The 13,333-nt window shown below is 61.5% G+C and carries 12 protein-coding genes; 11 read left to right on the top strand and 1 reads right to left on the bottom strand.

Going from position 1 to position 13,333, the window contains the following annotated elements:
- Positions 1-163: 163 nt before the first annotated feature.
- From prfA to ACP7BS_RS15540, 10 genes are all read left to right on the top strand, one after another.
- A complete protein-coding gene (prfA, locus tag ACP7BS_RS15585; protein WP_426238845.1) occupies positions 164-1,246 on the top strand; it encodes a peptide chain release factor 1 in 1,083 nt (360 codons plus the stop codon).
- Positions 1,243-2,106 carry a peptide chain release factor N(5)-glutamine methyltransferase gene (prmC, locus tag ACP7BS_RS15580; RefSeq protein ID WP_426238844.1) on the top strand — a complete coding sequence of 288 codons (864 nt, stop codon included), beginning with the start codon at positions 1,243-1,245 and terminating at the stop codon, positions 2,104-2,106. The genes prfA and prmC overlap by 4 nt, the downstream gene beginning before the upstream one ends.
- A 355-nt stretch (positions 2,107-2,461) precedes the next feature.
- Positions 2,462-3,442, top strand: coding sequence for a DUF4167 domain-containing protein (locus ACP7BS_RS15575; protein WP_426238843.1), 981 nt, complete (start codon positions 2,462-2,464; stop codon positions 3,440-3,442).
- A 131-nt stretch (positions 3,443-3,573) separates the two neighbouring features.
- Positions 3,574-3,786 carry a hypothetical protein gene (locus ACP7BS_RS15570; RefSeq protein ID WP_426238842.1) on the top strand — a complete coding sequence of 71 codons (213 nt, stop codon included), beginning with the start codon at positions 3,574-3,576 and terminating at the stop codon, positions 3,784-3,786.
- Complete coding sequence (locus ACP7BS_RS15565; RefSeq protein ID WP_426238841.1) at positions 3,783-4,244, top strand: DUF2268 domain-containing putative Zn-dependent protease; 462 nt, start codon at positions 3,783-3,785, stop codon at positions 4,242-4,244. The genes ACP7BS_RS15570 and ACP7BS_RS15565 overlap by 4 nt, the downstream gene beginning before the upstream one ends.
- A gap of 62 nt (positions 4,245-4,306) precedes the next feature.
- Positions 4,307-5,182 carry a phosphotransferase family protein gene (locus ACP7BS_RS15560; protein ID WP_426238840.1) on the top strand — a complete coding sequence of 292 codons (876 nt, stop codon included), beginning with the start codon at positions 4,307-4,309 and terminating at the stop codon, positions 5,180-5,182.
- A gap of 191 nt (positions 5,183-5,373) precedes the next feature.
- Positions 5,374-7,980 (top strand): ATP-dependent chaperone ClpB, encoded by a 2,607-nt coding sequence (clpB, locus tag ACP7BS_RS15555; RefSeq protein WP_426229467.1) that lies wholly within the window; start codon positions 5,374-5,376, stop codon positions 7,978-7,980.
- A gap of 66 nt (positions 7,981-8,046) precedes the next feature.
- On the top strand, positions 8,047-8,685 hold the full coding sequence (locus ACP7BS_RS15550; RefSeq protein ID WP_426238839.1) for a glutathione S-transferase family protein: 639 nt from the start codon (positions 8,047-8,049) through the stop codon (positions 8,683-8,685).
- Between the two features lie 9 nt (positions 8,686-8,694).
- A complete protein-coding gene (locus ACP7BS_RS15545; RefSeq protein WP_426238838.1) occupies positions 8,695-9,687 on the top strand; it encodes an alpha/beta hydrolase family protein in 993 nt (330 codons plus the stop codon).
- Positions 9,688-9,929: 242 nt separating this feature from the next.
- A complete protein-coding gene (locus tag ACP7BS_RS15540) occupies positions 9,930-10,874 on the top strand; it encodes a S66 peptidase family protein (RefSeq protein ID WP_426238837.1) in 945 nt (314 codons plus the stop codon).
- 39 nt (positions 10,875-10,913) lie between these two features.
- Here the strand turns inward: ACP7BS_RS15540 and ACP7BS_RS15535 are convergent, their stop codons facing one another.
- A complete protein-coding gene (locus tag ACP7BS_RS15535; RefSeq protein ID WP_426238836.1) occupies positions 10,914-12,881 on the bottom strand; it encodes a M23 family metallopeptidase in 1,968 nt (655 codons plus the stop codon).
- 247 nt (positions 12,882-13,128) lie between these two features.
- Here ACP7BS_RS15535 and ACP7BS_RS15530 point away from each other — a divergent pair.
- On the top strand, positions 13,129-13,333 hold a 205-nt coding region (locus ACP7BS_RS15530; protein WP_426238835.1), incomplete at its 3' end, for a hypothetical protein.

Raw genomic sequence — 13,333 nt, 5'->3', positions numbered from 1 at the left:
GTTATGATTGTGCGCCCCTGACTTTGCTGTAGATAAGGGAAAAGAATGATCTCCCCCCTTGAGGGGGAGATGTCACCTTGGTGACAGAGGGGGGCAAGCCTCCCCAATTTCGGACAGAATGACGGACGAACGCGTGAAGCGGTCGGCACCCACGGAGTACACATTGGCAACCTTACCTGTTGAAAAGATGCGCGAGCTGGAGCGCCGGTTTTCCGAGATCGAGGCGCGCATGGCCGAGGGGCCGGCGGCGGACGTCTATGTGAAGCTGGCGTCGGAATATTCCGAGCTGCAGCCGGTGGTGACGAAGATCAGGCTGTATGAGAAGGCACAGGCCGAGCTTGCCGACGTCAACATGCTTTTGACCGCCAAGGATACCGACCGCGAGATGCGCGATCTCGCCGACATGGAAAAGCCGGAGATCGAGGAGCGCATCGAAAAGCTCGAGCAGGAAATGCAGATCCTGCTTCTGCCGAAGGATGCGGCCGACGAAAAGAGCGCCATCCTTGAAATCCGCGCGGGTACCGGCGGTTCGGAGGCAGCGCTTTTTGCCGGCGATCTCTTCCGGATGTACGAGCGTTATGCGGCGGGCAAGGGCTGGAAGGTCGAGGTGCTCTCGGCCAGCGACGGCGATGCCGGCGGTTTCAAGGAAATCATCGCCACGGTGACCGGGCGCGGGGTGTTTTCCAAGCTGAAATTCGAATCCGGCGTGCACCGGGTGCAGCGTGTGCCTGACACGGAAACGCAGGGGCGCATCCACACGTCGGCGGCGACCGTCGCGGTTCTGCCGGAAGCCGAGGATATCGATATCGAAATCCGCCAGGAAGACATCCGCATCGACACGATGCGCTCGTCGGGTGCCGGCGGCCAGCACGTCAACACGACGGACTCGGCTGTTCGCATCACCCATATGCCGTCCGGCATCGTCGTCACCTCGTCCGAAAAATCGCAGCACCAGAACCGCGCCAAGGCGATGCAGGTGCTGCGCTCGCGGCTCTACGACATGGAGCGGCAGAAGGCCGACAGCGAGAGATCGGCTTCGCGCAAGAGCCAGGTCGGTTCGGGCGATCGCTCGGAACGCATCCGCACCTATAATTTTCCGCAGGGGCGCGTCACCGATCACCGCATCAACCTGACGCTCTACAAGATCGACCGGATGATGATGGGCGAGATCGACGAGGTCGTCGATGCGCTGCTCGCCGACTACCAGGCCGATCAGCTGGCACAGCTGGGCGAGGTCAAGGGATGACCGATACGCTCGACAGCCTGTTTGCCGAGGCCAGGGCCCGCTTTCTGCAGGCCCATATCGGCGAAGCGGCGCTCGATGCGCGCGTGCTGATATCCGGCCTGCTCGATCTGCCGGCAGTGGCGTTCATGACGCGCGGCGGCGAGATCGTTTCGGACAAGGACGCAGAGCGCATTCGCGCGGCGATTGAAAGGCGGGCGGCGCATGAGCCGGTTCACCGCATTCTCGGTCAGCGCGAGTTTTATGGCCTGACGCTCGGCATGTCGGAGGACACGCTGGAGCCTCGGCCGGATTCGGAGATGATCGTCGAGGGGCTCATTCCCTTCGCGCAGAAATTCGTGACTGAGAAGGGCAGCTGCCACCTGATCGATCTTGGTACCGGAACCGGGGCGATCTGCCTGGCGCTGTTGAGCGCCGTTCCGCAAGCAACAGGGATTGGATCCGACCTGTCGGCCGGTGCCGTCGAAATGGCGAAGGCCAATGCTGAACGCAACGGTTTGAGCGGGCGTTTTGCCGGCGTGGAAAGCGACTGGTTTTCCGGCATCGTCGGCAAGTTCGACATCATCGTGTCAAATCCGCCCTATATTCGCACGGACGTGGTGGCATCGCTGGCGCCCGAAGTGCGCGATCATGATCCGGCGCTTGCGCTTGATGGCGGTGCTGATGGTCTGGATGCCTATCGCACCATCGCTGCCCATGCAGCGCGCCATTTGGCAGAGGACGGCATTGTCGGTGTCGAAATCGGCTACGACCAGCTACAGGTGGTCGGTGGGCTTTTCGAGGGCGAGGGCTTCCGGGTGATCGACCGGGTGAAGGACCTTGGCGGAAACGACCGCGCCATCCTTTTCGCTTTCGGGCGGTAACCCCTGTAAACCGGCGGATATCGCAATGTTCTTTTTCGAAACCGCGAAGAAAAAGCTTGGAATCGCACGGGAAGCGGGCTAGGTTCCTCTCACGCACTGGGCAGAAGGTCAAAGATCAGAGATTCGTTCCGGTCAAACCTTGCCGCAGGGATTACTCTCAAAAAAGAGTTGCTAAGGTTCGACAGTGCCTGGTGCGGGTACCTGTTAATTTGACTTTAACCAGCGACGGTACCGTCAAAAGGCGGTTGGGTCGCGGCGCGTGTCTGCTTGATACGGAATCCGTCGAGACGGAATTCCTGGCAAGCCGCGAAGCCACAAGATCATCAATATCAAAGAGAATCCAGGTGAGTGAACGATGAGGCCAGGACAGCAGAACAAGCGCGGCCGTGGGCGTAACAACAACAATACCAGCAGCAACAACAGTGGCGGCGGTAACAACAATAACAACAATCATAACCGGAAGGGTTCCAACCCGCTGACCCGGACCTATGACAGCTCCGGCCCGGACGTGAAGATCCGCGGTACTGCCCAGCACATCGCCGAGAAATACTCGACGCTCGCGCGCGACGCGCAGAGCTCCGGTGACCGTGTCGTGGCTGAAAACTATCTGCAGCACGCCGAGCATTACAACCGCATCATTGCAGCCGCACAGGCGCAGATGCAGGAACGCTTCCAGCGTGATGACCGCGGCGAATTCAACGATCGCAACGAGTTCCAGGATCGCGACGGCAACGACCGCGACGACGATATGGACCAGAGCGACAACGACGAGAATTCCGTCGGCCAGGACCAGCAGCTCGAGCAGGAGCGTCATCACCAGCAGGCCGAGCGCCAGCAGCGGCGCCAGTCGGAAGGTGAGCGTCAGCAGCGCCAGCCCGATCAGCAGGAGCGCCAGTCGCGCCAGCCCGAACAGTCGCGTCAAGCCGACCAACCGCGTCAAGCCGATCAGCCGCGCCAGGCGGATCAGGATCGCCAGCCCGACCAGGAGCGTCCGCGCCAGGATCGCCAGCGCCAGCAGGACCGTCCGCGCCAGCCGCGTCCCGAACGTACCGAGCAGCCCCGATCGGAGCAGGCCCAGCCGCGTCCGGACCTTGCTCCGCAGCCGATCATCGACGGCTCCGGCCCGCAGCCGATCATCGAAGGCACACCGGTTGAGGTCGCTCTGGAGGAGGAGGCACCGACAGGCCGCGCTCCGACACGCCGCCGCACTGCTCCCCGTCCACGCCGCCAGCCGCGCCGCGGCGATGCCGGTGGTGACGAAGCTGCAGCAGCCGGCGAAGGCGGTGCCGAGCCGGCGGGCGATGCGCCGTCGCTGGAACCCGTTACGACGGAATAAGCCGCGAACAGCTGCCGCAAGGCGGTTTTTGCCCATGTTGAAGGACCCGGTTCGCTTTTTGCGGCCGGGTTTTTTGTTGCAGCGATCTGATGTAGACACAGGCATCACGGAATCGATAAGGGGATGTTTGAATGGATGGCTGGACTTTGCACTGGCTGGAGGCCTCGGGCTATCTGTCCGGCTACCGCACTGAGATAACCGCCGCATTCGAACAGGCTTACCGGACTGTTTCGACGATGATGCCGCCGCCGCGCCTCGATATAACCGTCCAGCGGCTTGCCGGCGAAACCATCCCCGAAATGGCCTCGTCGGGCGCGCCTATCGCAGCACGATGTTCTCGATGACGGTCGATATGGACAACCCGAACTTCCTCCGCAGCCTCAGCGACGGCGCCCTTCACCGGCAGATCGTGCACGAAGTGCATCATTGCATGCGCATGGCGGGACCCGGCTATGGCTATACATTGGGTGAAGCGCTGGTCAGCGAGGGACTGGCCGGCCAGTTCGTGCGCCATCTGCTGGGCAGCGAACCGGAGCCATGGGAATGCGCCGTGACGCCGGAGGTACTGCAGGCCGATCTGCCCGGCGCGGAGGAGCTTGCAGCGTTTCACTACGACCACGCTGGCTGGTTCTTCGGCACGGGTGTGCGTCCGCGCTGGGCCGGTTACACGCTGGGATACCAGATTGCCGGGCGTTGGCTGGCCGCAGCCGGGGATATCGATGCCGCCATGTGGGTGAATGTCCCGGCAGAGACCGTGCTGGCCGCGGGGCTGGAGAACGGATTGGCCGGGCAGGGGCGATGATTCTGCAAGCCATCTTCACCGGGTGGGTTTTCTGAATCGCTGTTACCATTATAATCAAGTCTATGAAAACATGTGACGAAGACCATTTTCGCAGCATTATTACCACCATATTTCCGGAGCTTGCCCCGTCGCGCTTCGAGCTGGCGACGGCGGGATGGGATTCAGTGGCCGTCGATGTCGACGACCGGCTGATCTTCAAGTTTCCCCGCCATGCGGTGGCCGAAAAGGCGCTGCAGCGCGAGGCGCAGCTTTTGACCGTGATCCGGCCGCAGATTTCGATGCCGGTTCCCGATCTGCGCATCATCAGTGGCCCGCCGCTGTTTTCCGTGCATGAGAAGCTGAAGGGCGTGCATCTGCTCACTGCCGATTACGATCGCCTGCCGGAGGCCGCGCGGCAGCGGCTGGGCGAGATGCTGGGGCGGTTTTATGCCGAGCTTCAGGGGCTGGACGAGGCAAAGATGCTGGCGGCGGGGGCGGGGCCGGTTGCGCCGTGGCAGCCGGTGGCGGCGATACGGGAACGGTCGCTGCCCATGTTGACGGCTGACACCCGGCAGAAGGCCGAGGCCGCGATCGACGCTTTCGAGCAATTGCCGCCTGATCCCTATGGCACGACCTACGGCTTCTTCGATGGCCACGGCTGGAACATGGCGTTCGACCACGCGAACCAGAGATTGACCGGCATGTACGATTTTGCCGATTCCGGCTTTGCGCCCGTGCATCAGGAGTTCATCTATGCGCGCTTCGTTTCGGCCGATCTGACCGAACGGATCATCGCGTCCTATGAAACACGGACGGGCCGTGCGATCGACCGGCAGCGGGTGGATATTCTGACTGCGGCTCACCGTCTGTCCGAACTGGCGGAGCTCACGGACAATCCCGAGCATGTGGACATCATGATCGACAGCGTCGAAAACTGGGCGCGGTCGACGGCTTTGTGAGCCTCCCGGCGAAATCGGCGGCCAAGGCGTCAAACGCTCTTTAATTTCGAAAATCCCGGCCCCATATTCACTGCAGCGGCCGGTCCTGTGCAATGCAGGGTCCGGTCAATACGGGCTTGCCTTTTCAGGGAGCTCCATTCCAACTGTCGGCAGTGCCACGTGTGGGCTGACCGATTACCGGAGGTTGACGTATGAATATCGAAAAATACTCCGAGCGCGTGCGCGGTTTTCTGCAATCGGCTCAGACCTATGCGCTGGCCGAGGGCCATCCGCAATTCGTTCCCGAACATGTGCTGAAAGTCCTGCTCGATGACGACCAGGGCATGGCGGCATCGCTGATCGAGCGGGCCGGCGCCAGCGCCAAGGACGCAAAGCTCGCCAATGACATTGCGATTGCCAAGCTGCCGAAGGTTTCGGGCGGCAATGGCTCGATCTCGCTGTCGCAGCCGCTGGCCAAGGTTTTTACCACGGCCGAAGAGGCTGCCAAGAAGGCAGGCGACAGCTTCGTCACCGTCGAACGGCTGCTGCAGGCGCTGATCATCGAGACCTCCGCTGCCACGTCCGGCATCCTGTCGAAGGCAGGGCTGACGGCGTCCAAGCTCAATCAGGTGATCAACGAGATCCGCAAGGGCCGCACCGCCGATGGCGCCAATGCCGAAGCGGGCTTCGACGCATTGAAGAAATATGCGCGGGATCTTACGGCGGACGCCCGCGACGGCAAGCTTGATCCGGTGATCGGCCGCGACGATGAAATTCGCCGCACCATCCAGGTCCTGTCGCGCCGCACCAAGAACAACCCGGTGCTGATCGGTGAACCCGGCGTCGGCAAGACGGCGATCGCCGAGGGTCTCGCCTTGCGCATCATCAACGGCGACGTGCCGGAAAGCCTGAAAGACAAGAAGCTGATGGCGCTCGACATGGGCTCGCTGATCGCCGGCGCAAAGTTCCGCGGTGAATTCGAAGAGCGGCTGAAGGCCATTCTGTCCGAAGTCCAGGCGGAAGCGGGCGACATCATCCTGTTCATCGACGAGATGCACACGCTGGTCGGGGCCGGCAAGGCGGATGGGGCGATGGATGCGTCCAACCTCCTGAAGCCTGCGCTTGCGCGCGGCGAACTGCATTGCGTCGGCGCCACCACGCTCGACGAGTACCGCAAGCATGTGGAAAAGGACGCAGCGCTTGCCCGCCGGTTCCAGCCTGTCATGGTCAACGAGCCGAATGTCGAGGACACGATCTCGATCCTGCGCGGACTGAAGGAAAAGTACGAACAGCATCACAAGGTGCGGATCTCCGATTCGGCGCTGGTGGCGGCGGCGACCCTGTCGAACCGCTACATCACCGACCGGTTCCTGCCCGACAAGGCGATCGACCTGATGGACGAAGCCGCATCGCGGCTGCGCATGCAGGTGGATTCAAAGCCGGAAGAGCTGGACGAACTCGACCGCCGCATCATGCAGCTGAAGATCGAGCGCGAGGCGTTGAAAAAAGAAACCGACCGCGCCTCGAAGGACCGGCTGGACAAGCTGGAACTCGACCTCACCGGGCTCGAGGAGCAGGCCGATGCGCTGACGGCGCGCTGGCAGGCGGAAAAGTCTAAGCTGGGTCTGGCTGCTGATTTGAAGAAGCAGTTGGAAGAGGCCCGCAACGAGCTGGCGGCTGCACAGCGCAAGGGTGAATTCCAGCGCGCTGGCGAGCTTGCCTATGGGGTGATCCCGAAGCTCGAAAAGGAGCTGGAGGTTTCCGAAAGCCAGGATTCGTCGGCGCTCGACCCGATGGTTCAGGAAGTCGTGACACCGGACAATATCGCCCATGTCGTCTCCCGCTGGACCGGTATTCCGGTGGAAAAGATGCTCGAAGGCCAGCGCGACAAGCTGTTGCGCATGGAGGACGAGCTGTCGCAATGGGTTGTTGGTCAGGGGGATGCGGTTCAGGCCGTGTCGCGTGCGGTTCGCCGTTCGCGTGCGGGCCTGCAGGATCCAAACCGTCCGATCGGTTCGTTTATCTTCCTCGGCCCGACCGGCGTCGGCAAGACGGAGCTGACCAAGGCTTTGGCGCGCTTCCTGTTTGACGACGATACGGCGCTGGTGCGCATGGACATGTCGGAATATATGGAGAAGCACTCCGTCTCCCGGCTGATCGGTGCACCTCCGGGCTATGTCGGCTACGAGGAAGGCGGCGCTCTGACCGAAGCGGTACGGCGCAAGCCCTACCAGGTCGTGCTGTTCGACGAGATCGAAAAGGCGCATCCGGACGTGTTCAACGTGCTGCTGCAGGTTCTCGATGACGGCCGCCTGACCGATGGTCAGGGCCGCACCGTCGATTTCCGCAACACGATGATCATCATGACCTCCAATCTCGGGGCGGAATATCTCGTCGGGCTTGGCGAAAACGACGACAGCGACATGGTGCGCGATCAGGTGATGGACGTGGTGCGCGGGCATTTCCGGCCGGAGTTCCTCAACCGGGTCGACGAGATCATCCTGTTCCACCGCCTGAAGCGCGGCGAGATGGGGGCGATCGTCGATATCCAGCTGACGCGCCTGCGCCAGCTGCTGACCGATCGCAAGATCACGCTCGAACTCGACGACGAGGCACGCGCCTTCCTCGCCGACCGGGGCTACGATCCGGCCTATGGTGCGCGTCCGCTGAAGCGGGCCATCCAGAAATACGTCCAGGACCCGCTCGCCGAGCAGATCCTCCAGGGCAATTTCCCGGATGGTTCGACGATCAAGGCTTTTGCCGGCTCGGATCGCCTGAACTTCAAGCTTCGCGAGGGCGGCGAAAAGGCCGCCGCCTGAACCAGACCTCAAGAAAAAGGCCGTCCTTCGGGGCGGCCTTTGTCGTTTGGATGATACGGGGGTCGGATGGGAAAACCGGTATTGTATGGCGCTGATTACAGCGTCTATGTGCGCGCAGCCCGGCTTGCCCTTCATGAAAAGGGCGTCGATTACGACTTGGTGCCGGTCGATGTCTTTGCCGAGGGCGGACCGCCGCCCTCCTATTGTGCCCGGCAACCGTTCGGCCGCATTCCAGCTTTCGAGCATGACGGATTTGAGCTCTACGAGACCGGTGCGATCAGCCGTTATGCCGATGAGGCCTTCGATGGACCCGATCTCCAGCCCGCAGATCCGCGAAGCCGTGCCCGCGTCAACCAGATCATCAGCATTGCCGACGGATACATCTATCCTGTGCTTGTCTGGGGCGTGTATGTCGAGCAGGTGTCGAAGCCTGCGCGTGGCGAGCCGGGCGACGATCGACGGCTTGCGGTATCCCTTTCCAAGGCGCCGGTCATCCTGAAGGCGCTTGCCGATCTGACGGGCGGCGGCCCGTGGCTTGGCGGCACGGCCTTGACGCTCGCCGATCTGCATGTCGCGCCGATGATCGAATATTTTACCAAGGCTCCGCAGAGCCTGCCGATGCTCGGCGTCCATGCCACTCTCATGGGCTGGTGGTTGCGAATGCTGGAGCGGGCGAGCATGCGGCAGACGGAGCCGGTGGGATAGGAGAAACGGATGCTGGTAGGGTTCAGAGAGGGCGCCAGCTTTGACGGCGCAAGGCGGAATTGGGATGATTCTGGTTCCCGGCCGCTGGTATGGTCGGCTTGGTACCCCGCCGGCGAGAATGCGACGGCTGCCACCCCCACTTCATCCTTATGGTTCAAGAGGGAGGCATTGGCGTGGGGTGCACCGCTTCCATCCGGAAAACCATGTCCCCTGGTGCTATTGTCGCACGGAAGCGGTAGCAGCGCGATCGCGCTGGAGTGGCTAGCCTATCGGCTTGCGCAACGCGGACATGTCGTTCTGGGTGTCAATCATCATGGCCATACCAATGGTGAGTCATATCGTGCCGAAGGATTTCTATGCTTGTGGGAGCGTGCAAGAGATCTGAGTGCACTTTTGGACGATCCTTCCTGGCGAAGCGCTATCGGTGGCATCATCGATGATGAGGCCTGCGTTGCCGGTTTTTCGGCTGGAGCTTATACAGCCATGCTTCTCATGGGCGCGCGTGTTGCCTATTCACAATTTGAACCGGAAAATCCCGTTAAAAGCCCGATCCGGGGTCCGAGAGAGTTTCCCGATCTCATAGATGAATTACCACGGCTCAAAGATCACCCGGTTTTTCAGGAATCGTGGCAGCGGCGGCGGCGCGACTATGCCGACCCGAGGATCAAGCGGGCCGCTGTGATTGCGCCGGGCCGTTCCGTGTTGGGCTTTGCCCGTGATAGCCTGCAAAATATCCGCAAACCGATCCAATTGTTCGGTGGAGATGCCGACACGGTTGCTCCCCCAGCAGATTGCTGCGCATGGATCAACAAACATGTGCCTGGCAGCGCGCTTGAAATTATCACCGGTGGAGTAGGGCACTATACCTTCCTGCCGGAAGGAACAGAAATTGGCGATCAGGCTGCCGCAGAACTCTTTCAAGACAAGCCCGGCGTCGTGCGCGCAGCCGTCCATGGCTATGTCGCACAGCGAATAGCGAACTTTTTTGACTGCGGCTCATAGCTTGTCCGCCAGCCGTGCAGATCAGCCAAATCATCAGCATTACCGGAGAATATGTCTATCCGGCGCTCGTCGGGAAGTTTATGTCGAACAGGGTTCGAAGCCCGCGGGGGCAACCGGGCGACAGAGCGCGGCGAACGGCACGGCCCTGATGCTCGGCGTCCACGCAATCTCATGGGCTGGTGGTTGCGAATGTTGGAGCGGACGAGCATGCGGCAGACACGACCTGCGGAGTCAGAAAACCTATGAGCAATATCGTACAAACCGGGGCCGCTTTTCGGCCGGCGATCGTCACGCCCGGAAAATTGAAGCCGGGCGACCGTATCCGTTTCGTTTCGCCGGCCAGCACGCCGGATCGTGACGAGATCGTCGCCCGCGTCCGCAGTCTGGAAGAGCTCGGTTTTAAAGTGGATTTCGGCGCGCACGCTTTCAATCGCCATGGGTTTCTGGCTGGGACGGACGGCGAGCGGCTCGACGATCTCAATTCCGCGCTGCGCGACCCGGATGTTCGCGCAATTTTTGCGACGCGCGGTGGCAAGGGAGCCTACCGGATCGCCGACAGGCTTGATTTCGATGCCGTGCGGCTTGATCCCAAACCTCTGGTCGGCTTCAGCGATATCACCATTCTGCATCTGATGCTTTTGCGCCAATGCGGGGTAGCGGGGATCCACGGCGCGCTTTTCCGCGATGGCGATGGCGGCGTCGATCTTGGAAACCGTGACGTCCTCGGGCGGATGCTGATGGAGGCGGGTCGTATGACCATTCCGTCGCGACCAAACGAACCGACGGCCAGACTGACGACCAAAGGCAAGGCGAAAGGTGTGATTGCCGGGGGCAATCTTGAGTTGATTGTCACGGCCGCAGGCTGGGCACTGCCGGACATGACCGGAACCATCCTGTTGCTGGAAGCGGTCGATTGTTATCCGGGGCGGGTCGATCGCGCGCTGACCATGCTGCGGAAGGCGGGTCATCTCGATGGCGTTGCGGGCGTGGCGGTCGGGCAGTTCCTGATGGTAGAACCATCCCGCGGCGAGGTGATCATCGACATCGTACGGGATCATCTGGACGTGCTGGGTGTCCCGGTGCTGGGCGGATTGCCGATCGGGCATGGAGAACGCCCGGTCAGCCTGCCGATCGGGACAATGGCGGAGCTTGATGCGGATTTGGGAATTCTGACCGCCGAATATTGACAAGCTGGCCGGGCCTATCCGCCAATGCAGTGCGTCACCCTACTGCGCCGCCGCCACTTCGGCACTGCCATTGTCCTTGGCCAGCAATTCGTCGATGCGGCCGCGTTCCTTGTCGAACTGGGCCAAAGCCTGGCCGTCCAGCGACTTGCCGCCGGGCAGACGGATGCGCAAGGGATCGACGCGGTTGCCGTTGACGATCAGCTCGTAATGCAGATGCGGGCCGGTCGACAGGCCGGTGGTGCCGACCCAGCCGATCACCTGGCCCTGCACGACTTTCGAGCCGGCGGTGACATTTTTGGCGATGGCGCTCTGGTGGTTGTAGGACGAGACATAGCCATTGGCATGGCGGATCAGCGTCTGGTTGCCATAACCGCCGGAATCCCAGCCGGCCTTTTCGACGATGCCGTTGCCCGCCGCGATGATCGGCGTGCCGCGGGGCGCCGCCCAATCGACACCGGTATGCATGCGCGAAAAGCCGAGGATCGGATGGCGGCGCATGCCGAAGCCGGAGCGGAACGTACCGTTCGGAACCGGGTTGCGCAGCAGGAACTGGCGGATGCTCTTGCCCTGCTCGTTGTAATAGTCGATCGAATTGTCGTCGGGATCCTGGAACCGGTAGAAACGCGTCTCGGCATCGCCGAACTTGGCGTTGACGTAGAGCAGTTCTGAATCGTCGGTTGCCTTGCCGCTGCTGTCGGCGACCGAGAAGAACGCCTCGAGACGGTCGGTCGGTTTCAATTGCGCCTGGAAATCGACATTGCTGGCGAGCAGCTTGATGATCTGGGCGATCATCGCCGAGTTCATGCCGTAGGAGAGGGCGGCGCGGTAGACGCCGTCATAGACGCGCGGCAGGTCGCGCCCGGCATTGATTACCGGGGTTCCATTGTCGTCGAATGCGCTGGCAACGGCTGCCAGTTGCGGCGGCTCGTAAGCCTTGACGAAATTGCCCTTGTCGTCCAGCGCCATGGTGAAGACATGCGCACCGCGCGTATAGACGGTGGCCCGTACGACCTTGGCCTCTTCGTTCTCACCCTTCTGGATGATGCCGATGCGAAGCACGTCGCCCTCCTGCAGATCGGTGGCGTCGAGGGCCGGCCGCAGATAGCCGGCGATATCCTCGGCCTGGGCTTTCCCATAACCGGCATTGATCAGGACGGTGGCGATCGGCGTTGCCCGGCGCACCGGAATGACGTCGTCGGCATATTCGGTTGTCTGGTTGGTGATCGTCTCGAAGGCGGAGACCGTCATGTTTTCCTCGACCACCCGGGCCGACAGGCCCTGGATCAGGTCGAGATCGGAGGCGTCGGAGGCGAAGCGGCGCGGATCGATATAGAACAGCGAGGCCAGCTGGGTATTGCCGTCGGTCAGAACCGAGCCATTGGTACGGACATTCTCCTCGACTTCATCCATCGACATCGAGGGTGCGAATTTGAGCGTCGAGCCCTTGAGCGGGAAATCCACCGTCTTCAGCGCCACTTCGGATTCGACGTCGGAGCCGTAGAGCGTCCCGGTCCGGCTGACCGGCGGGGCCGCATCCGCCTCATCGCTGGAAAAGATCGCCAGCGGATCGAAGGCGGGATATTTTTCCGCCGGCTGATGGTTGGCGGCCAGCGTCATCTTCACATGCGCGAAAGGCTGGCGGCGAACCACCTCCTTCTCGCCATCATGGGTCATGGTCGAGACTTCCATGATCGTGCGGTCGGAGGGCTTGGCGACAATGCTGGGGCTTAAGATACGGTCGCCGCGCTTGGCAGCGGCTGTCGGCTGCGAACCGCGGACGGACGGGTCCATCGCGGCATAGGCTTCGGCGGGAATGGCCAATTGCTGGCGCCCGTCCAGCGCTGCAAACAAAGCAACGCCCATCAAAAGGCTGGAGGTAATGCCGGTCAGAAACGTACCCGAAAGCCAGCGCAGGGAAATCTCGCGCCGGTCGGGAGCCTTGCGTCCATCCGCAAGGATCGGCGGCTCGTTGCCGAGCGACCGTATCATGGTCTTGTCCGTGATCATGCCAATCGAGCGGGGTCCCTGGTTACGCGCCGTTTCTTATTATGGTCCGGGTAATGTTGTGCGAAGATGTGCATCTTTCATGCCTTCAAGTCAAACAGAACGGCCATCACTCTATAAGGGGCTCTCCTATAGAGAGGGAGAGCTATCAAAACGCAGTTGCGAGACGCTGTTTAGAGCGCCAATTGTGAAGAAGTGAGGGCGGCATTGTGTTTTCGGTTCCATACAAGGGGTTATCCGGATTGTCGCAATGCAGCAAAGCCTTACGGCGCAAGCCTTTGTCAAAAAACTGTCATTTTTTTCAAAATTCCTGTTGACTATGAACGATGCCCGGGACTATAAACCGCTCACCAACGAGGGCGGCGGCGCTGCTGGCGACCGACGAACTCGCTCTGAAGTTTCTTACGAAAGTTTGGTGCGGATTGTGGGTTTAGGCGGGAACGCTGAGGCTCTCG

Source organism: Pararhizobium sp. DWP1-1-3, from assembly GCF_049896125.1.
Classification (GTDB): Bacteria; Pseudomonadota; Alphaproteobacteria; order Rhizobiales; family Rhizobiaceae; genus Pararhizobium.
Note: the sequence above shows the minus strand (reverse complement) of the source record. Positions and strands in the feature narration are given on the sequence as shown.